Origin of the sequence: Cohnella luojiensis (assembly GCF_004564235.1) — a bacterium.
GTDB lineage: Bacteria > Bacillota > Bacilli > Paenibacillales > Paenibacillaceae > Cohnella > Cohnella luojiensis.
Window position 1 is genome coordinate 44,710 of sequence record NZ_SOMN01000002.1, and the last position, 20,637, is coordinate 65,346.

The 20,637-nt window shown below is 53.5% G+C and carries 15 protein-coding genes; 14 read left to right on the forward strand and 1 reads right to left on the reverse strand.

Annotation, left to right across the window (positions count from 1 at the left end):
• Positions 1-33: 33 nt before the first annotated feature.
• The 11 genes from E2980_RS02185 to E2980_RS02235 all read left to right on the forward strand — a co-directional run bounded on the left by E2980_RS02185 (position 34) and on the right by E2980_RS02235 (position 16,496).
• On the forward strand, positions 34-1,320 hold the full coding sequence (locus tag E2980_RS02185) for a glycoside hydrolase family 125 protein (RefSeq protein ID WP_240702817.1): 1,287 nt from the start codon (positions 34-36) through the stop codon (positions 1,318-1,320).
• A 25-nt stretch (positions 1,321-1,345) separates the two neighbouring features.
• On the forward strand, positions 1,346-4,393 hold the full coding sequence (locus tag E2980_RS02190) for a glycoside hydrolase family 2 TIM barrel-domain containing protein (RefSeq protein ID WP_135150754.1): 3,048 nt from the start codon (positions 1,346-1,348) through the stop codon (positions 4,391-4,393).
• A 25-nt stretch (positions 4,394-4,418) separates the two neighbouring features.
• Positions 4,419-5,360 carry an aldo/keto reductase gene (locus E2980_RS02195; RefSeq protein WP_135150497.1) on the forward strand — a complete coding sequence of 314 codons (942 nt, stop codon included), beginning with the start codon at positions 4,419-4,421 and terminating at the stop codon, positions 5,358-5,360.
• Complete coding sequence (locus tag E2980_RS02200) at positions 5,357-6,109, forward strand: sugar phosphate isomerase/epimerase family protein (protein WP_240702818.1); 753 nt, start codon at positions 5,357-5,359, stop codon at positions 6,107-6,109. The genes E2980_RS02195 and E2980_RS02200 overlap by 4 nt, the downstream gene beginning before the upstream one ends.
• Before the next feature lie 32 nt (positions 6,110-6,141).
• Positions 6,142-9,285, forward strand: a complete 3,144-nt coding sequence (locus tag E2980_RS02205) for an alpha-mannosidase (RefSeq protein ID WP_135150498.1) — start codon at positions 6,142-6,144, stop codon at positions 9,283-9,285.
• A gap of 31 nt (positions 9,286-9,316) precedes the next feature.
• The gene (gene iolD / locus E2980_RS02210; RefSeq protein WP_135150499.1) at positions 9,317-11,182 is read left to right on the forward strand and encodes a 3D-(3,5/4)-trihydroxycyclohexane-1,2-dione acylhydrolase (decyclizing); all 1,866 of its coding nucleotides are present in this window, start codon (positions 9,317-9,319) and stop codon (positions 11,180-11,182) included.
• Between the two features lie 23 nt (positions 11,183-11,205).
• A complete protein-coding gene (gene iolC / locus E2980_RS02215) occupies positions 11,206-12,201 on the forward strand; it encodes a 5-dehydro-2-deoxygluconokinase (RefSeq protein ID WP_135150500.1) in 996 nt (331 codons plus the stop codon).
• A 22-nt stretch (positions 12,202-12,223) separates the two neighbouring features.
• Positions 12,224-13,684 carry a CoA-acylating methylmalonate-semialdehyde dehydrogenase gene (locus E2980_RS02220; RefSeq protein WP_135150501.1) on the forward strand — a complete coding sequence of 487 codons (1,461 nt, stop codon included), beginning with the start codon at positions 12,224-12,226 and terminating at the stop codon, positions 13,682-13,684.
• A 38-nt stretch (positions 13,685-13,722) separates the two neighbouring features.
• Complete coding sequence (gene fba / locus E2980_RS02225; protein ID WP_135150502.1) at positions 13,723-14,598, forward strand: class II fructose-1,6-bisphosphate aldolase; 876 nt, start codon at positions 13,723-13,725, stop codon at positions 14,596-14,598.
• Positions 14,599-15,411, forward strand: a complete 813-nt coding sequence (gene iolB / locus E2980_RS02230) for a 5-deoxy-glucuronate isomerase (RefSeq protein ID WP_135150503.1) — start codon at positions 14,599-14,601, stop codon at positions 15,409-15,411.
• Positions 15,412-15,536: 125 nt separating this feature from the next.
• Positions 15,537-16,496, forward strand: coding sequence for a C40 family peptidase (locus E2980_RS02235; RefSeq protein WP_135150504.1), 960 nt, complete (start codon positions 15,537-15,539; stop codon positions 16,494-16,496).
• Positions 16,497-16,548: 52 nt separating this feature from the next.
• On the opposite strand, the gene E2980_RS02240 is transcribed toward E2980_RS02235, so the two are convergent.
• On the reverse strand, positions 16,549-17,598 hold the full coding sequence (locus tag E2980_RS02240) for an HD-GYP domain-containing protein (RefSeq protein ID WP_135150505.1): 1,050 nt from the start codon (positions 17,596-17,598) through the stop codon (positions 16,549-16,551).
• A 174-nt stretch (positions 17,599-17,772) separates the two neighbouring features.
• Between E2980_RS02240 and E2980_RS02245 the strand changes: the two genes are divergently transcribed.
• Genes E2980_RS02245 through E2980_RS02255 form a run of 3 tightly spaced genes read left to right on the forward strand, consistent with a single transcriptional unit; the run spans position 17,773 to position 20,637 of the window.
• Positions 17,773-18,840, forward strand: coding sequence for an SIS domain-containing protein (locus E2980_RS02245; RefSeq protein WP_135150506.1), 1,068 nt, complete (start codon positions 17,773-17,775; stop codon positions 18,838-18,840).
• A gap of 19 nt (positions 18,841-18,859) precedes the next feature.
• Positions 18,860-19,651, forward strand: a complete 792-nt coding sequence (locus E2980_RS02250; RefSeq protein ID WP_135150507.1) for a DeoR/GlpR family DNA-binding transcription regulator — start codon at positions 18,860-18,862, stop codon at positions 19,649-19,651.
• A gap of 20 nt (positions 19,652-19,671) precedes the next feature.
• Positions 19,672-20,637: an ROK family protein gene (locus tag E2980_RS02255; RefSeq protein ID WP_135150508.1), complete on the forward strand. Its 966-nt coding sequence runs from the start codon at positions 19,672-19,674 to the stop codon at positions 20,635-20,637.

Genomic DNA, 20,637 nt, shown 5'->3' on the forward strand with positions numbered 1-20,637 from the left:
AACGAACGGTTGGAGATGGGAGATGAACCAAGAATGAAGCTACCCGATTCGGTTTCGGATTTGCTGAAAGAGGCGGAGTCCTCGCTAGCCGCGTATCCGAAGCTGCTTGATATGTTCATAAAGTGTTATCCGAATACTTTGGAAACGACGACTAAGCTGTTGAAAGATCAATCGGCGTTCGTTATCACCGGGGATATTCCGGCGATGTGGCTAAGGGATTCCAGCGCGCAGGTCAGACATTATTTGCCGCTTGCTAAAGGGGATGGGGAACTTCAGCGCTTGATCGAAGGCCTGATACGCCGCCAAATCGCTTATATTCATATCGATCCCTATGCCAACGCATTCAATGAGGAAGCTAACGATAACCGTTACGACCAGGATTTGACCGAGCTCGATGCCTGGGTATGGGAGCGAAAGTATGAAATCGATTCTCTTTGCTACCCTATTCAGCTAGCTTTCTTGTACTGGAAAGAAACCGGCAACAAGGGCATCTTCGACGATTCTTTCCGAAGCGCGGTTCATACGATCATTGCTTTGTGGAAAACCGAACAAAGGCATGCCGAGCAATCTCCTTACCGGTTCGCCCGAATCGATTGTCCTCCGAGCGACACGCTGCGCAACAACCGAATGGGAATGCCCGTGAATTATACGGGGATGACCTGGTCCGGATTTCGGCCAAGCGACGATGCTTGCACGTTCGGGTATCTTATCCCCTCCAATATGTTTGCGGTTGTCGTCCTCCGTTATATCGAGGAAATCGCCGCCGAAGTATGGGATGACGCCGAAATCGTTCGGCTCGCGGCCGAGCTTCGGGAAGAGATCGACTACGGCATCCAGACCTATGGCACCTATATCCATCCCAAGTACGGAAAGATCTACGCGTACGAGACGGATGGCTTCGGCAACCATAATTTGATGGACGACGCCAATGTGCCCAGCCTGCTCTCGATTCCTTACTTAGGCTATACGAATTTCGACGATCCTCTCTATCAGAACACGCGCAAATTCGTGTTAAGCGTGGATAATCCTTTTTATCAGGAGGGGAAATTCGCCAAGGGAATCGGAAGCCCGCATACGCCCGTCGGCTACATTTGGCCGATCAGCTTGGCGATGCAGGCGCTCACGGCGCAGGACGATGCCGAGATCCATGAGTTGCTGGACATGCTGCAGCGGACGGATGCGGATACGGGATACATGCACGAAGGATTCGATCCTGATAACCCGTCAAGCTATACGCGCCCATGGTTTGCTTGGGCCAATAGCCTTTTCGGCGAATTGCTTTATCGTTTAATGGGAAGAGGATTTTTTAATAAAGGTTGATTCTTTCATGGACGGAGGAAAATCGATGATCCGCTTGAATCGATATTGGGAGAACTTAAACGTTCTCCAAGTGAACAGGGAGGCTCCGCGGGCTTCCTATATCCCCTACGCGGATGACATTACGGCGAAGTCGGGAAAGCGGGGGAAATCCCCGTTCTATCAAACCTTAAACGGGTCTTGGAAGTTTCAGTACCATAACAGCGTCTTAAACGTGGAAGAGCCTTTTTACGAGGAAACGGCGGACGTAAGCGAATGGGATGATTTAATCGTCCCATCCTGCTGGCAAGTGAACGGGTACGATCAACTCCAATATACGAACATCAATTATCCTTTTCCTAACGATCCTCCTTTCGTCCCCAATAACAATCCGGCCGGACTTTACGTTCGGGAGTTCAATGTCGCGGATCGCCGCGACGACAAAGAAAAGTACATCGTATTCGAAGGGGTCAACTCCTGCTTCTACTTGTGGGTGAACGGACAATTCGCCGGTTACAGCCAAGGCAGCCGCATGCCCGCTGAGTTTAACGTTTCGACTTTTCTTAAGACGGGGAACAACAGGGTTGCCGTCCTCGTGTTGAAATGGTGCGACGGATCCTATTTGGAAGACCAGGATCTGTGGCGCTTTTCTGGTATTTTCCGCGACGTATACTTGCTTGAGCGAGATCGCGTCCGCATTAGGGACGCGTTCAATAAGCAATCGTTCGAGGAAGGTTTCCGTAAAGCCGTTCTGACGACGGAAATCGAGACGACGGGGAGCATGTACGCAAGCGCCGAGTTAAAGGACGCCAATGGGGAAGTCGCGGCTTCGGCCGAAGCCGTTGTCGACGGCAAAGGAACGCTCCGTTTCGAGGTGGACAATCCGAAGTTGTGGAGCGCCGAAACGCCGTATCTTTACGAGCTCTACGTTCGCGGCGGCGAAGAAGTGCTGCGGTTTCCGGTCGGGTTCAGGCAAGTCGCTGTCGAGGACGGAGAGTTCCGGATCAACGGACGCGCCGTTAAGCTCAAAGGCGTTAACCGCCACGATTCCCATCCGGAGCTCGGACAGACGATTCCGGTAACCCATATGATCAAAGACCTTGTATTGATGAAAAAAAATAACGTGAATACGATCCGTACCTCACATTATCCGAACGATTCCCGGTTCATGGATTTATGCAACGAGTACGGCTTTTATGTCGTGGACGAAGCGGATCTAGAGTCCCACGGCATCGGTAACGATTACCAAGAAGGATCGTCGCACACGTTATCCCGCAACCCCGATTGGACGGCGGCGTTCATAGACCGCGCGGCCCGCATGGTAGAGAGGGACAAGAACCATCCGTGCGTCGTGATGTGGTCGCTCGGCAACGAGTCCGGCTATGAAGCGAACCATATCGCGATGGCTGAATGGATCAGAGAACGAGATCCTTCCGTTCCGGTTCATTACGAAGGCGCGGCACCGCATTACAAAGGCAGTTCGAACGTGGAGTGCTTGGACCTGGAAAGCCGGATGTACTCATCGGTTCAAGAAATCGAAGCTTACGCCAAGGACGAGAACAACGTTAAGCCCCTTTTCTTGTGCGAATACAGTCATGCGATGGGCAACGGACCGGGCGATTTGAAGGACTATTGGGACGTCATTTACCGTTATCCTAAGCTTGCCGGCGGCTGCGTGTGGGAGTGGAACGATCACGGGATCAAGACGGAAACGAAAGACGGCACGCCTTTCTATGCCTACGGAGGCGACTTCGGAGATAAGCCCAACGACGGCAATTTCTGCATCGACGGACTAGTTACCCCGGATCGCCGACCGCATACGGGCCTTCTCGAGCTCAAGAAAGTGCTCTCGCCTATTCGGTTCGAAGCGCACGATTTGAAAGCCGGTCAGATTAAAGTGACTAATCTATACGACTTTATCGACTTTTCCCATGTAGGCGTGTTCTGGAAAATAGAGCTGGACGGACGGCTGCTTCAACAAGCTCAGCTTGACTTAGATGGGATTAAGCCGCACGACTCGCGTATATTGACCCTGCCGTATACCGTGTCCGAAACCTCAAGCGGGAGATATGTGCATACTTTCACTAGCTGGATGAAAGAGGAGACGAGGTGGGCGGAAGCCGGTCATGAAATCTCGTTCGAGCAGCTGGAATGGAGTAACGCGGAGCCTAGTTTGTACGACGACGTTTCTCATGTCCAAGGTAAGAAAGCTCCCGCGCTGCAAACGGAAGAGACGGGACGCTTGCTGACCATCGAAGGCTTGGATTTCCGCCATGCGTTCGACTTGGAGCTCGGGACCGTTCGCCGGATTTCGAGGAACGGCGTGAACATGCTTGACGCTCCTTCGGCGTTCTCGGTTTGGCGGGCACCGACGGATAACGATATGCACGTGAAAGAGAAGTGGATAGAGGAAGGCTATGACCGGGCCGCAATGAAAACGTACCAATGCGATTGGTCCATAACAGGTGACGGGGACGTTGAGCTCAGAAGCCGGTTTTCCTTGGGGGCCGACAGCAAAACGGCGATTCTTAAGGGGGAATCCCTCTGGAAGGTGAATGCCTCCGGAGAGATACGCCTTCAGTTGACCGTTAAGGTCCAAGAGGAATTGCCTTACCCTTATCTTCCGCGATTCGGCGTTCGGCTTACGATGCCGAAGGGAATGGAAGAGGTGGAGTACTCGGGCTTCGGACCTCATGAGAGTTATGTCGACAAACGCCAAAGCGTAAGAAGAGGACAATTCCTGACGACGGTCGACGAGATGTTCGAGAACTACATTATGCCGCAAGAAAACGGCTCCAGGTATGGTACGGAATGGGCCATCGTGTCCAACGCGCAAGGCATGGGCCTGCGCTTCTCCACGCCGGAAGGCTTCTCTTTTAACGCGTCCCATTACTCGCCGGAAGATCTAACCGAAGCGAGGCACGATTGGGAGCTTGCGAGGAAGAAGAGAAAAGAAACGATCGTGCACTTGGACTATAAAATGAGCGGAGTAGGTTCAAACTCCTGCGGACCGGAATTGGCGGAAGCCTACCGTCTGAACGACAAGGAATTCCGATACGAGTTAAGCTTGATGCCTGTATTTAAAGAAGATGAATAATCGTACTATCAAGGGGGACTGACCGGTGAAATATATCCAAATTCAAGGCGTCGACAAAAAGATTTCCCGTTTATTCATGGGGACGGGGGATTTAAGGAAGCTGGAGGAACCGCAACGAATGATGCTGGATGCGTACATCCAAGCCGGAGGCAACGCCTTCGATACCGCGCATCAATATCGGGGCAAGGAGCTCGTCCTCGGCCAATGGCTGGCGGAGACGAAGCTGCGGGAAAAGCTGGTCATCTTAACGAAAGGCGCTCACCATGACGACGGGAGCCCGGGACCTCGCGTGAATCCCCAGGCGATACGGAAAGACTTGGCGGAAAGCCTGGAGAGGCTCGGAACGGATTACGTAGACCTTTACGCGCTTCACCGGGACGATCCGACCGTTGCCGTCGGCCCGATCATGGAAGAGCTGAACGAGCATCTTCAAGCGGGAAAAATCCGCGCTATCGGAGCTTCTAACTGGTCCCACAAGAGAATACAGGAAGCGAATGAATACTCGGCTGCCCATAACTTGACGGGCTTTTCCTTCAACAGTCCTAACCTAAGCTTGGCCAAACCGCTTGAAGCTAGATGGGCGGGCGCTATCTCCGCGGATCGGGAAACATGCGAATGGCACGTCAAGACGCAATTGCCATTACTGGCGTGGTCGGCGCAAGCGGGCGGATTCTTCTCGGGTAACTTCTCGCCGGACAACCGGACGGACGAGGAAATGGTCAGAGTATACTACAGCGACGATAACTGGGAGAGATATCGCCGCGCCGTGAAGCTGGCGGAAGAGAAAGGCGTTACTCCGATCCAAATCGCCTTATCCTACGTCCTATATCAACCTTTCCCTACTTGCGCGATTATCGGCCCTCGCAATCCGGAGGAGTTCCATTCTTCGATTCAATCGATGAATCTCGAGCTTACCCCGCAGGAAGTGGAGTGGCTAGATCTGCAAAGGGAGGAGATCGATCAATGATCAGACATAAACTTGCGGCTCAGTTGTATACCCTGCGGAACGAAGTGAAGAAGGATTTCGAAAGCGTGCTTAGAGACTTAAGCAAAATGGGATGGACAGCCGTTCAAATCGACGGACTGCATGGTTATCCCGCTCGCGACATCGCGGCCGTGATGAAGGAAGTCGGCTTGCGGGCGGCGGGCATGCACGTGGGCTTGGAGCGGATGAAGCATGATCTGGACGCCGTACTGGAGGAAGCCCTCTTTTTCGATACGAAAGATTTCATATGCCACTCGCTGCCGGACGGACTGCAAACTCCCGAAGGGTATGCAAGCGTGCGGAAAGATTTACTTGAGGTTGCTTCCAAGGTAGCTGGCACGGGATATCGGGCCGGTTACCATAATCATGACTTTGAATTTCATACTTCGATCGAAGGGAAATTCGCGCTCGAATATTTGTTGGAAGAGCCCGCTGTCTTTGCCGAGATCGATACCTATTGGGTCCTGAAAGCAGGCCATGACCCTCTATCCTTTATCCGGAATTATGCTTTCCGGATGCCGATTCTTCATCTGAAGGATATGACCGCCGACGGCCGGCAATATTTCGCCGAAATCGGAACCGGCTTGATCGACTTCGCTCCGATTCTGAAATGGGGACTGGAAAGCGGCGTGGAATGGTTTGCGGTGGAGCAGGACTATTGTCCGGGCAATCCGATGGACAGCTTGGCTGTCAGTCTGGAAAATTTATTGAAGCTCGAGAAGTCGCTTTGAGTTGATATCCAGGGGAAAAGGTGAGGATAAACATGTTGTTCACAGATAAGAAGCTGGAAGCGAGGCTTCTCGAATTAAGCGAAACCCGTTATCGCGACGCGATTCCCTTGGAAAGCTTCTCCGCCATTGAAGACGAGGCAGGAGAAACGGGTGCACGACCGCCCGTCGGATCGCCCGCTTTCGAATTAAAGACCGGCGAAACATGGAAAGGACGCGACCGTTATATATGGCTATCCCGCAACATCGAGGTTCCTAAGGAATGGGCAGGCAAAACCGTGCTCGGACGCTTCGACTTCGGTGAGACGGGCGGAGGAAACAACGACGGCTTCGAGTCGTTGCTTTACTGGAACGGTGCTCCGTTCCAAGGCGTCGATTCCAACCATCAAGAAGTATTCCTGCCCGATGAAGCCGACGGCAAGGCTGGCAGAATGGACATTCGCCTGTGGTCGGGTCTTGACGGCGGAGGCAAGCCGCGCGAAATGAAGCACACGGTGAACCGCGCCGAGCTCTGCTGGCTGGACGAGAAAATCGACGATTTCTATTATACCGGCCGCGCCGTGCTGGAAACGATTCAAGCGTTGGATGCCGCGCATCCGGACCGCGCGGGTCTCGTTAAAGCGCTCGACCGCGCGTTTCTTCTCGTCGATTGGTCCAATCCGGGCTCCGACGCGTATCGGGAATCCGTATACGAAGCCCGCGAACGATTGCTGGCGGAACTGAACCGTTTCGAGAAACGTCATCCGGTAACGGTTACGACCGTCGGTCATACCCATATCGATGTAGCTTGGTTATGGAGACTGAAGCATACGCGCGAGAAATGCGCCCGTTCTTTCTCTACCGTTCTTCGTTTAATGGAACGTTTCCCGGACTACGTGTTCTTGCAGACGCAGCCGCAGTTGTACGCGTATATCAAACAGGACTACCCGGAGATCTACGAGCAAATCCGCGAGCGAGTGCGCGAAGGACGTTGGGAGATCGGCGGAGGCATGTGGCTCGAAGCCGATTGCAACCTGACTTCCGGCGAATCGCTGGTAAGGCAGTTCCTGTTCGGCACGCGGTTCATGCGCGAGGAATTCGACGTGGAAAGCACGTATCTGTGGCTTCCGGACGTATTCGGGTATAGCTGGGCACTGCCGCAAATATTGCGGAAATCCGGTTTCGAAACGTTCATGACAACCAAAATCAGTTGGAATCAATTCAATAGAATGCCGCACGACACGTTCAAATGGCGGGGAATCGACGGATCGGAAGTACTCACGCATTTCATTACGACTCCGGATGATTGGGAGGAAGCGAACTCCTTCTTCTATACGTACAACGGTTTGGTCACGCCCAAGACGGTTAAAGGGGCATGGGAAGGCTACCAGGAAAAAGAAGTGAACCAAGAATTGCTGCTTTCCTATGGTTACGGAGATGGAGGCGGAGGCGTAAACCGGGAGATGCTCGAAATGCGCCGCCGGCTGGATACCATGCCGGGATTGCCGAACGTGAAGACGGGTCGCGCGGACGATTACTTCCAGCGGCTTCATGAAACCTTCAACGAGACGGATCGCTACGTGCACACTTGGGACGGCGAGTTGTACTTGGAATACCATCGGGGCACGTACACTAGCCAAGCCTATAATAAACGGATGAACCGGAAATTGGAGCTTCTCTATCGCGAGACGGAATGGGTAAGCGCGTTGGCAGGCGTATTGCGGGGCAATATGAGCGACTACCGCCAAGAAAAGCTGAATCAGGGCTGGACGATCATTCTTCGCAACCAGTTCCACGATATCATTCCGGGTTCCTCGATCAAGGAAGTGTACGAGGACAGCCGCGAGGAGTATGCCGAGGCGTTATCCATCGCATCGGACGCATGGAACGAAGCGGCTTCTTTCGTCGGCGGCCGCAATGCGGAAGGAACGTTGACGGTTCTCAATAGCTCGCCTTGGGAGCGTAACGATTTGGTTCAGATCGCGGGAGATAGCGTTACTTCCGGCAGCGTCTGGATGGATGCGGAAGGGAATTCCTTAGTATCCCAATATTCCGATGGCCTTTGGACGGTTGCTGCCTCTAACGTGCCTTCGTTAGGACTGACCTCGATTCAATTTAAGGCTGAATCGGCGCCATCGTCCGCTGCTGCGGCGGTTACACCTTTCCATATGGAAGGCCGCGCGCTGAAGACGCCTCATTACGAGATCGAATGGAACGAAGCGGGACAGCTTTCCCGGATATACGACCTGGACAATCGCCGGGACGTGCTCGCGCAACAATCCCTTGGCAACGTCCTGCAAGTATTCGAAGACAAGCCGCTTAACTTCGAGGCATGGGACATCGATATTTTCTACCAGGAGAAAATGCGGGAAATTACCGAATTGGTTTCCGCCGAGCTTGTGGAATCGGGACCTTTGTTTGCCGCAGTCGAATTCAAGTGGCGCTACGCGAAGTCCTTGATCACGCAAAGAATGACGGTTTACGCCGGAAGCAGACGGATCGATTTCCGTACGCATATCGACTGGCAGGAGCACCAGCAGCTGCTGAAAGTCGCATTCCCGGTTGAAGTCCGGTCAACGGAAGCCACTTACGATATCCAATTCGGGAACGTCAAGCGCCCGACGCATTGGAATACAAGCTGGGATTGGGCGCGCTTCGAGACGGTCGGACACCAATGGGCGGATCTGTCGGAACGAGGCTACGGCGTAAGCTTGTTGAACGATTGCAAATACGGTTACGACATCAAGGATAACGTCCTGCGTTTGTCCTTGTTGAAATCGGCCATCAATCCGGATCCGGATGCCGATATCGGAGAACACGATTTCGTGTATGCTCTTTTCCCGCATGAAGGAGATTGGTATGCGGGCGGTACCGTGCAGGAAGCATGGTCGCTTAACAATCCTTTGACTTCTTATAACGGAGCTCCAGCTAAGGGCGCGTTCTCGTTGTTCCGCTTGTCTGCCTCCAACGTGATGGCGGATGCGGTAAAAAAAGCGGAGGATGGGGATCATCTCGTGCTGCGCGTCCATGAATTCGCGGGCGTTCGTTCGACGGTCCGGCTAAGCAGCGATTTCAAAATCGATTCCTTGCAAGAATGCGACCTCATGGAACGGCCGATCGGAACTGCCTTGTCTTCCGATGCGGAATTCGAACTGAAGCCTTATGAAATCAAAACCTTTATCGTTCATCTTCGAGTTTAATCCAAATTTATCATAAACCGAGGTTTTGCTAATGAAAACCATTCGATTGACAATGGCACAGGCTTTGTTGAAATTTCTGGATCAACAATATATTACCGTGGACGGAGAAGAAACCAAATTCGTTCGGGGAGTCATGGGGATATTCGGACACGGCAACGTAACCGGCATCGGCGAAGCGCTCGAGCGGGAATCCGGCAATCTGATTTTTCTGCAAGGCAAGAACGAGCAAGGGATGGTTCATGCGGCAACGGCTTTCGCCAAGCAGAAGAACCGCAAGCAGATTTTCGCTTGCACGACTTCGATCGGACCGGGAGCGCTGAACATGATCACCGGAGCCGCAACCGCTACGGTCAACCGTATTCCGGTTCTGCTGCTGCCAGGCGACAATTTCGCCTCCCGCCAGCCGGATCCCGTGCTTCAGCAATTGGAAATCCCCAGCGATTACTCGATCTCGGCGAACGACCCTTTTAAGTCGGTCAGCAAGTTCTGGGATCGCATCGTCCGTCCGGAACAGTTAATGTCATCGCTGCTTCAGGCGATGCGCGTACTGACCGATCCCGCGGATACCGGTGCCGTAACGTTGGCGCTGCCGCAAGACGTTCAAGCGGAGGCATACGATTATCCGGCGGACTTTTTCGAGAAGAGGGTCCATCATCTGGATCGACGTCCTGGCGCGCCCGAAGCCATTCAGCGAGCGGTAAATCTGATCGCAAGCAAGAAGAAACCTCTCATAATCGCTGGCGGCGGCGTTCATTATTCGGTTGCCGCGAAGGAGCTGCTTGCGTTCGCGGAAGCCTTTGGCATTCCGGTAGCGGAGACGCAAGCTGGCAAAAGCGCTGTTCCATGGAATCACCCTCTCGGCCTTGGCGGTGTCGGCACGACCGGCACCCTGGCGGCGAACCGGATCGCGGCGGAAGCCGACCTGATTATCGGCGTGGGCACGAGATTCTCCGACTTCACGACGGCTTCCAAATCCGCTTTCCGCAACCCGGATGTCGCGTTCCTGAACTTAAACGTCAGCGCGTTCGACTCGGTTAAGATGCAGGGGGAGTTCGTTACGGCGGACGCTAGGGAAGCGATCTCTGCCCTCCAAGCGCAACTTACGCAACGCGGATATCGTTCCGGTTACGCGGATGGTTTCGTGAAGGGACTTAAAGCGGAGTGGGACGGAGAGGTCGACCGCCTTTATTCGCTGGAGAGCTCTGAAGGCTTCACGCAAACGCGCGCCCTTGGCGTCGTCAACGGGTTCATCGGATCGAAGGACGTCGTCGTAGCGGCTGCCGGCAGCTTGCCGGGAGACTTGCATCGGGTATGGAGGACGACCGAACCGAAAACTTATCATATGGAATACGGCTTCTCCTGCATGGGATACGAGGTCAGCGGCGCTTTCGGCGTGGCGCTCGCGGAACCGGAGCGCGAAGTCTATTCGGTTTTGGGCGACGGAAGCTACCTTATGCTCCACTCGGAGCTCGTGACCGCCATTCAGGAAGGCGTTAAGCTAACCGTGCTTTTATTCGACAACCACGGTTTCCAATGCATTCATAACCTGCAGCGCGGACACGGCAGCGACGGCTTCGGCAATGAATTCCGCTTCCGTTCCAAGGAGACGGGACGTTTGAACGGCAAATATATGCCGATCGATTTCGCTGCTCATGCCCGAAGCTTGGGTGCAGCATCCTATACCGCCCGCAACGCGGATGAATTGGAACAAGCGCTTCGTCAAGCGAAAGCCGAGCAAGGACCTGTGCTCGTCGAGATAAAGGTACTGCCTGGAACGAACACCGATGGCTATGATTCTTGGTGGAACGTCGGAGTGCCGGAAGTATCCACGGACGACAAGGTATTGAAGGCGCATGCCGAAATGCGGAAGAAGATTCAAACGGCGCGGCCTTATTAACGGACAAGAAAGAAGGGATCTCGATGGAGCGAGTATCATTCGCAACCGGCAAGCCGTTCGATTTTGTAGCGATCGGTCGGCTATGCATCGATCTGAACGCTAACGAAATCAATCGTCCGATGGAAGAGACGATGACTTTCACCAAATATGTCGGCGGTTCCCCAGCCAACATCGCCATCGGCATGTCCCGCTTGGACATGAAGACGGGTTTTATCGGCAAAGTTGCCGACGACCAAATGGGCAGGTTTATCGTCCGATACTTGCACGACAACGGCATTGATGCGTCCGGCGTGACGACCGATCGGACAGGCGCCGTAACCGGGCTTGCTTTTACCGAGATCAAGAGCCCGGAAGATTGCAGCATCCTGATGTATCGGGATAACGTCGCGGATTTAAAGCTTGAACCTGGAGAAGTGGACGAAAAGCTGATAGCCAGCAGCAAAGTACTGCTCGTCTCCGGAACGGCTCTCGCGAAGAGCCCTTCGCGCGAAGCGGTATTGCTGGCCCTCCGCTATGCGCGCAAACACGGCACGAAGGTTGTATTCGATATCGATTACCGGCCTTATACCTGGACCAATCCGCAGGAAACGGCGATTTATTATCACGCGGCAGCAGAGAAGAGCGACATTATAATCGGTACCCGCGAGGAGTTCGACATGCTGGAGCAGTTCGACGGCAACACCGAACGGAGCGACGAAGTAACGGCCGCGCAATGGTTCGGCCACCATGCGGAAATCGTCGTCATCAAGCACGGCAAAGAAGGTTCGATCGCTTACGGTAAAGACGGCAGCTCGCACAAGGGTTCGATTTTCCCCGCGAAGGTCATCAAGACTTTCGGAGCGGGCGATTCCTACGCCGCGGGATTCCTATACGGACTAATGCAGGGCTGGAGTATCAGCCGCAGCATGGAATTTGGCAGCGCATGCGCTTCCATCGTCATTTCCAGCCATAGCTGTTCGGATGCCATGCCGACGGTTAAACAAGTGGAAGACTTTATGAGCGAATTCAAACAAGTTTAATTTCGAGAGGAGAATTCCCGATATGTCTCAGACCATCGCTCCCGCAGCGCTTAAAAATTTCATCGGCGGCCAATGGGTCGCTTCGGCGTCGGACAAGACCGATGCGGTATTCAACCCGGCTACCGGCGAAACGATCGCACGTGTACCTTTATCTTCGAGAGAAGATTTAGACGCCGCCGTTTTGAACTCCAAAGAAGCGTTTCCGGGCTGGAGCCGCACGGCTGTTCCCCGCCGGGCTCGCGTCCTGTTCAAATATCAGCAGCTTCTCGTAGACAATTGGGAAGAGCTGGCCCGGATCATCACTTTGGAGAACGGCAAAAATTACTCCGAAGCTTACGGAGAGGTTCAACGCGGCATCGAATGCGTAGAATTCGCGGCAGGCGCGCCTTCCTTGATGATGGGGAAACAGCTTCCCGACATCGCAACGAACGTAGAATCGGGCATGTACCGCTACCCGATCGGCGTCGTAGGCGGCATTACGCCGTTTAATTTCCCGATGATGGTGCCTTGCTGGATGTTCCCGCTCGCTATCGCTTGCGGAAATACGTTCGTGCTCAAGCCTTCCGAGCGTACGCCGATGCTTGCAAACCGCTTGGCTGAACTATTCAAAGAAGCCGGACTGCCCGACGGCGTACTGAACGTTGTCCATGGCGCGCACGACGTCGTGAACGGACTGCTCGAGCACCCGGATGTCAAAGCGATTTCGTTCGTTGGCTCCCAACCTGTAGCGGAATACGTGTATAAAACCGGAACCGCGCACGGTAAGAGAGTACAAGCGCTGGCCGGTGCCAAAAACCATAGCATCGTCATGCCGGACGCCGACTTGGACGGTACGGTGCAGCAGATCGTGAATGCCGCATTCGGTTCGGCTGGCGAGCGATGCATGGCCTGCGCCGTTGTCGTAGCCGTCGGGGAAGTCGCGGATCCGCTTATTGAAAAGCTGGTTGCCGCAGCCGATAACCTGACGATCGGCAACGGAATGGATAAAGACGTGTTCCTGGGTCCCGTCATTCGCGGATCGCATAAGGATCGAGCGCTTGGTTACATCGAAGCGGGCGAGAGCGAAGGGGCTTCGTTGCTCCGCGACGGACGGAACGATGCGGCAGCAAGCGGAGATGGGTACTTCGTCGGACCGACTATTTTCGATAATGTCACTAGCGAAATGAAAATATGGAAAGACGAAATCTTCGCGCCGGTACTATCGGTAACGCGGGTGAACACGTTGGAAGAGGCGATCGAGCTCTCCAATCGTTCCGATTTCGCTAACGGCGCATGCATTTTCACCCAAGACGGCAGCAACGTGCGCAAATTCCGCGAGAACATCGATGCCGGCATGCTCGGCGTCAATCTTGGAGTACCTGCGCCGATGGCTTTCTTCCCGTTCTCGGGCTGGAAGAAATCGTTCTACGGCGACCTGCATGCGAACGGCACCGACGGCGTGGAATTCTATACGCGCAAGAAAATGGTAACGGCCCGCTGGTAAGCGGCCGACTCTACTGGAGACGGAAGGAATGAATCCCATTGGCTCTCGTATCGATGAAAGCGATGCTTCAAGAAGCGCTTGCCGGACAATACGCGGTCGGTCAGTTCAACCTGAATAACCTGGAATTCACGCAGGCCATATTGATCGCCGCGAACGAGGAAAGCTCCCCGGTTATTCTGGGCGTAAGCGAAGCTTATATTCCTTACATGGGCGGATTGCCCTTCATTACGGGGATGGTCGAGTCGTTGATCGAGCATTACGGGATTACCGTGCCCGTCGCGCTTCACTTGGACCACGGTTCATCTTACGAGGTGTGCATTCGCGCGCTTCACGCCGGGTTCACGTCGGTCATGATCGATGCTTCCCATCATGAGCTGGAACGAAATATCGAAATTACGCAGCGCGTGACGGAAGCGGCTCATGTGCTTGGAGCGAGCGTGGAAGCGGAGCTTGGCAGGATCACCGGGCGGGAAGACGATCTCGTGGTCGACGAAGCGGAAGCGATGTACGCCGTTCCGGAAGATTGCGTCCGCCTCGTCAGGGAGACCGACATCGACTGCCTGGCGCCTGCGCTTGGCTCCGTTCACGGTCCATACAGAGGCCAGCCCAAACTTGGTTTCGATCGGATGGGGGAAATCAGGCGTTTAACCGGTCTTCCTCTCGTTCTGCACGGCGGAAGCGGGCTCCCGGATGAGGAAATCCGCCGGGCGATTTCCCTAGGAACGGCCAAGATCAACGTGAATACGGATAATCAAATCGCATGCACAACGGCAATTCGATCCTATTTGCAGGAGCATCCCGAGGCATACGATCCCCGCCATTATTTGATACCGGCAAGAAAAGCGATCCAAGAGTCCGTTGCGGCTAAGATGCGCCTATTCGGCAGCACGGGCAAAGCGGGAGGAGAAGTCTAAATGTCTGATTTGATCGTAAAGCCCCTTAGGCAGCCCAAAGAGGACGGCTCCGTCCTGTCGGTCACGCCGGAATCCGCAGGATGGACTTATGTCGGATTCGAAGCGGTACACCTCAAAGCAGGCGAAACGCTGCAACGGAACACGGGGGACTTCGAAATGTGTCTCGTGCTCCTAAGCGGTAAAGCGGACATACGGACCAACCATGCGGAATGGATGAATATCGGCAAGCGGATGAGCGTGTTCGAGAAAACGCCGCCTTACTCGGTATATGTCCCTAACGAAGACCAATATGAAATCAAGGCCTTGACCGACTTGGAAATAGCGGTATGCTCCGCTCCTGGCAAAGGTACGCATGCGGCACGGTTGATATCCCCGGAGCAGGTGGGCGTCGAGACGAGAGGGCAAGGAAACGTCGAGCGGCATATTCATAACATTTTACCCGAAGGTGAGCCCGCGGATTCCTTGCTAGTAGTTGAAGTGTTTACTCCGGAAGGAAATTGGTCCAGTTATCCTCCGCATAAGCATGATCGGGATGCGTTGCCGGAGGAATCCTTGCTAGAGGAAACTTACTATTTCCGCGTGCAGCCGGAGCAAGGCTTTGCTATTCAACGGGTTTATACCGACGACAGGTCGCTTGACGAAACGCTGGCGGTTAAGAACGGCGAAGCGGTGTTGGTGCCGCGGGGTTACCACCCGGTATCGGCCCCTCCGGGTTATGAGGTTTATTATTTGAACGTCATGGCAGGACCTAAGCGGTTATGGAAGTTTCATAACGATCAGGACCACGCATGGATTATAAACAAACCAAGGTAATGCAAAAGGCAGTTCCCAATAACAAGGGAAACTGCCTTTTCGTTTATTTAGAGGAAGTATAAACGGAACGAGGGAACGTCATCCTAAAGGGAGTATCGATATCCATTTGGAAGGCGGCTCAACCCATGAAGCTCATGAGAATATTATCTGCGGCAATAGGCCTGCTTCTCTTGTCAGGTTGCGTCTACAATCCGGGTGATACGAAAGATTTGAAGCAACATTCCGGCCCCGTAAAGGTCCAGTCGGACGGGCAATCGCCTTCGGATTTGACGGAAGGACGACATATCGTTCCGATTCGCCAGCTCCAGAACACGGCATACGTATCTCTAGGCGATCTGACTCAAGCGACGGGATATCAGGGTGCATGGTTGCGCGACGGCTCTTACGGAATAGGCGACTACGATGCGGCTTGGATATTCCGGACGGGCCAAAGCACGGTGAATTGGGCGGGGAAGAATATACGTATGCCCGCCTCTGCGATCAAAGCCGACAATCAGCTTTACATGTCGGTATCCAGCCTCCAGAAGCTGTTCGGCGACGTAACGGTATTCACCGTCGAGACGGATGATGTCGCCTTCTTCCCGAAGCCTTCCCCGAATGAAACGGGGGCGTCCGGCCAGTCTTTGGATTTCTCGGACGCGAAGCCTAAGAAACCCGCGAAGCCCGCGGTGGCCATAGCTTCAGGCGAGTCGGACGATGAGCCAATAGTTGCTTTCGCCAAGAAATTTCTGGGGATCGAATATGAGTTCGGAACGGGACCGTACAAGGAAACCGGAACTTTCGACTGCTCTTCGTTCACGCAGTACGTGTTTGAACAGTTCGGCGTAGACTTGCCTAGAGTCGCGCAGCAGCAAGCGGAGAAGGGGACCTACGCCGCGAGGGACAACCTGGAAATCGGGGATCTGCTATTTTTCTATGTGCCGGGTCGGTTCAAGAGTAATGAAACCGTTGGACACGTAGGCATCTATATTGGGGGCGGCAACATGATCCATTCAAGTCCGCAGTCCCTTAAAGGCGTTCAAATCACGCCGATTAATCAGCCCTATTGGAAAAGAACTTTCCTCTTCGCCAAGCGTTATTTGTAAACGTATAATGACGAATAAAGGCACTTCCCGCTGCGGGAAGTGCCTTTGGCTTTTACGTATGGACTTGCGTGATTTCTATCTTCCGATTTACGGACAGATCGATAAATTGCTCTCCTACCTGAACGAGCGGACGGAAGAAATCCGTCGGATGGGTCATGACGATGATACCTGACTCCCCTGAAGTAAGATCTACCCTCTTGCCAATAAAATTCGGGATCATATGGCGGATAAAAGTATGAGTAATGTCGGGATCAAGCTCTTGGAAGCTTAGCTCGTACATGTCGCGAAGAACGTGAAGCAAGTCGCGCTTCTCCCCGTACTCCTTAGAGGAGATCATGGCGCTATATACATCTGCTACGGCAACGATCTTAGCCATGGGATGAATTTTCTCGCCCGTTAAGCCTGACGGATAACCCTTGCCGTCCATGCGTTCATGGTGCTGCAAGGCGGCTAAGGCGATAGCCGGATCGTCGAAGGAGCTCTTTAAGATATCGTAACCGTGCTGAGGATGGTTCTTCATTTCCTCGTATTCCTCTTCGGTAAGTTTGTCCGGTTTGTTTATGATAATATCGGCGATCTTGCATTTGCCGATATCGTGAAGAAAACCGGCTTTCCCCGCGCGTACCGTTTCTTCCTCGCTCCAGCCGAGCCAACGTGCTATGTAATAGCTGAGCATTCCAACTTGCACGGAGTGCTGATAGGTATAATCGTCCTGACTGTTCAGCATCAGCAATAGGGATACGACATCCCGTTCCGCGCGAAAATTCTCGACAAGAGGCTGGAAGCTCACCTGGATGTCTTCCTCGTATATACGGCCTTCCGCAAGCGCGCGTTCGAACAACTGCTCGGCTCCGGCCACCGCATCGTGGTAAAGCGGACGAAGGAGCGGATTGTAAGAGGGAGTTGGCGCCGATTCCTCATTAACCGGAGTTTGGCCTGGACGCCAATCGATTTCGAGATAGTCGATCTGGTGCTGATACATCCTGGTCAATTCTTTTTCGTTCAGGGTTGCCCCTTTCGAAAGAACGTGCAATCCGAAGGCATTGTAGATATCCTCCGCTAATCGATCGCCTGATTTAACTTCGGTAATATGGACTCTCATGTCACACCTCGACAGGATATTCGAATAATTGAGGAAATTCGGTTAAATATTTCTAATTTACATGCTACCAAGTAAAGCATTTGCTTGCAACCTAGAATTTGTATTGATATTTTTAATCAAATTGGTGATTGAAAATTTCATTATGATTGAATTATAATTGCATTATTAAATGAAATGACAGGAGTGGTAACTTTGACGAGAGGCCAACTAACGCTTCCCGAAATCGGAGGACAGGCTGAGGCCCTTGCGGCAGCTTGGGAACAATTGAAAAATCAAGAGGATTGGGTTCATTCTTATTTCGGCGACACCGAGTACGAAGAGGTCGTATTTATCGGATCCGGCTCTTCTTATTACCAAGCTCAAGTCATGGCGACCACGTTCAAGTCGTGGCTTGGCCGAAGCGCGGTCGCGTTGCCGTCCTCGGATATCTTCCTGTTCAGGGACCAATCGGTTGCACGCGGACGCAAAGTTCTTCTCGTCGGCGTGTCGCGGTCGGGGGAATCTTCCGAAGTGATCCTTGCATTGGAATCCGTTAAGGCGCTGTCCAACTGGACGATTTGCGGAATTAGCTGCTACAAGACAAGTCGATTAGCCTTGATGGCTCCATGTCTCATATCCCCGCTCGGCAAAGAGCAAAGCACGGTTATGACAAAGTCGTTCAGCAGCATGACCTACATGATGCAGGCGGCTATCGCGCTGGCGGCAGGCGGACATTACGCGGAGCAAATGGAAGCGGTTCTTAAGCTCCATGGCGATATCGTGAATCGCGGCAAGAGCTTCGCGGAGAGCTTGGTCGAGGATAACGAATTTATCAAATACATTTATCTAGGAATGGGTGCGTATTACGGACTTTCGCAGGAAGTGGGCTTGAAACTGAAGGAAATGTCTTACGTATGGACGGAAAGCTATGGCACGCTCGAGTTCAGGCATGGGCCGAAATCGGTCGTGGAGCCGGGAACGCTAGTATGCCTCCTAGTCTCCGAGCAAGCCCGTGCATACGAATTAAAAGTCGCGGAGGAAATGAAGGCCTACGGCGCATTCGTGCTTCTAGTCGCAACGTCAAAAGGAAAAGACACCGCCTTCGCCGATGCGGTTTTCGAGATTGGCGGGGAGACGCTTTCGGATGAGGCGCGGGCGGTTCTACACCTGCCGTTGTTGCAATACTTCGGGTTCTTCACGGCGATGAAGCGGGGAGTAGACCCCGATCATCCTAGGAATCTAACGCAGGTAGTTACGATCTGACCATAAGGGAGTCACGAAGATGACGCGGAACAAATCGGAACGGCAAGAGCAGGTGCTTGCTTATCTTGAACGTTACGGAAGCATTTCCTTGGGGGAAATGACGGAAAAATTCGATTGTTCGGAAGCGACGGCAAGACGGGATCTCGACGACCTGGAGAAAACCGGCCGAGTGATACGCACGATGGGCGGGGGAGCCAAGTACGAAGGCGGCGGGATTATCCGCGAAGTCCCCTTCCGCGAGAAGCAAGGTGAATTATTCCGGGAGAAGGAAGTGATTGCGGAAAGGGCGGCATCCCTCGTGGAAGAGGGCGACGTCATCGGCTTAACGGGCGGAACGACGACTTTTCTCATCGCGAAAGCTTTGAAGAAAAGGCGGAACATCACGGTCGTGACCAACGCGGTTAACATTGCGATGGAGCTTGCAGATAACGAAGAGCTTCAGGTGGTGTTGACAGGAGGCGTGCTTAGGAATAAGAGCTTCGAATTATGCGGACCTCTAGCGGAACAGACGGTGAAGGCGCTCAATATTCATAAAATGTTTATGGGTATCGACGGGATTACGGAACAAGGCGTAAGTACTTACTCTGAGCTCGAAGCGAACATCGCCAGCCTGCTTATGAAGAGATCCGACCGGACGATCGCGGTATTCGACCGGACGAAAATCGGCAAATCCTCGCTGTTTCACGTAGCCGCGCTGACAGAGCTTCACGCTTGCATTACGGATGAAAAGCCGGCAGCATCGTTATATAAAGCGTTAGACCTAATGAATGTAAAGGTTTATCTGGCGAGTATGGCCTTATCAGACTCTTAGGAGGAAGGGGATTTTCTTCGATGGTCTTATCAATCGGGGTTGATGTCGGAGGGACGAACATCGTCTGCGGAGCCGTGGATGAGAATGGACGCGTGCTTCGGAAGCTCAAACGTCCGACTCATGCCCATTCGGGACATTCCGCCGTGCTCGGCCGGATCGCGGACATGGTGCGTGAAGTTCGCGACGAGTTTCAAAGCGAGCACGAGGTGTCCTGCGTGGGCGTCGGAATTCCCGGCCTCGTCGACCCGAAGGCGGGTATATCCCGATTCGCCGGCAATTTGAATTGGCGCAATGTCCCGGTAGTTGACGAGCTGGAAACCTTACTCGGCTTACCCGTCCGCATCGACAACGACGTAAGGCTATATGTCTACGGAGAAGCGGTAGCTGGCGCTGGACGCGGTTTCGGGCAAGTGCTCGGCATTACGATCGGAACCGGCATCGCGGCCGCGATGGTGATGGACGGACAACTCCATTACGGTTACAAGGCAATGGCCGGAGAGATCGGACATGTTCGAATGGATGGCGTAGAGGAGCCGTGCGCATGCGGATTATTCGGATGCTTAGAGACCGTTGCTTCCGCTTCCGGCATGGTGAGGCAGGTTAAGAAAGCAATTCTCAAGGGCCGCAAGAGCGTACTGCAGGAATGGTATCCGGGCGATTCGATAGATAGACTGTCCGCGGCGGATCTCTCTAAAGCGATGGATGAAGGAGATATTCTCGCGACAGAGGTTCTAACTCGTGCGGGTACTCTTAACGGCCGGGCTTTAGCAGCAGCGGCTATGGTGTTAAGCCCGGAGGTGATCGTCATAGGCGGAGGGGGCGCGCTGGCGGGTGAAAGAATATTGGCCCCCCTCCGGGATGAATTATTTCGTTTGCTGTTGCCCGATTTCCGGGAAGGTTTGAGGGTTGTGGCGGCTGAGCATAACGACGACGCCGGCATTATCGGGAGTGCATTATACGCGAGACAATATCATACCAGATCATAA

Bases quoted from the DNA above. Each gene is read 5' to 3' on its own strand.
- E2980_RS02185 (WP_240702817.1), top strand. From the start codon at position 34: ATGAAGCTACCCGATTCGGTTTCGGATTTGCTGAAAGAGGCGGAGTCC.
- E2980_RS02190 (WP_135150754.1), top strand. From the start codon at position 1,346: ATGATCCGCTTGAATCGATATTGGGAGAACTTAAACGTTCTCCAAGTG.
- E2980_RS02200 (WP_240702818.1), top strand. From the start codon at position 5,357: ATGATCAGACATAAACTTGCGGCTCAGTTGTATACCCTGCGGAACGAA.
- E2980_RS02205 (WP_135150498.1), top strand. From the start codon at position 6,142: ATGTTGTTCACAGATAAGAAGCTGGAAGCGAGGCTTCTCGAATTAAGC.
- iolD (WP_135150499.1), top strand. From the start codon at position 9,317: ATGAAAACCATTCGATTGACAATGGCACAGGCTTTGTTGAAATTTCTG.
- iolC (WP_135150500.1), top strand. From the start codon at position 11,206: ATGGAGCGAGTATCATTCGCAACCGGCAAGCCGTTCGATTTTGTAGCG.
- E2980_RS02220 (WP_135150501.1), top strand. From the start codon at position 12,224: ATGTCTCAGACCATCGCTCCCGCAGCGCTTAAAAATTTCATCGGCGGC.
- iolB (WP_135150503.1), top strand. From the start codon at position 14,599: ATGTCTGATTTGATCGTAAAGCCCCTTAGGCAGCCCAAAGAGGACGGC.
- E2980_RS02235 (WP_135150504.1), top strand. From the start codon at position 15,537: ATGAAGCTCATGAGAATATTATCTGCGGCAATAGGCCTGCTTCTCTTG.
- E2980_RS02240 (WP_135150505.1), bottom strand. From the start codon at position 17,598: ATGAGAGTCCATATTACCGAAGTTAAATCAGGCGATCGATTAGCGGAG.
- E2980_RS02245 (WP_135150506.1), top strand. From the start codon at position 17,773: ATGACAGGAGTGGTAACTTTGACGAGAGGCCAACTAACGCTTCCCGAA.
- E2980_RS02250 (WP_135150507.1), top strand. From the start codon at position 18,860: ATGACGCGGAACAAATCGGAACGGCAAGAGCAGGTGCTTGCTTATCTT.
- E2980_RS02255 (WP_135150508.1), top strand. From the start codon at position 19,672: ATGGTCTTATCAATCGGGGTTGATGTCGGAGGGACGAACATCGTCTGC.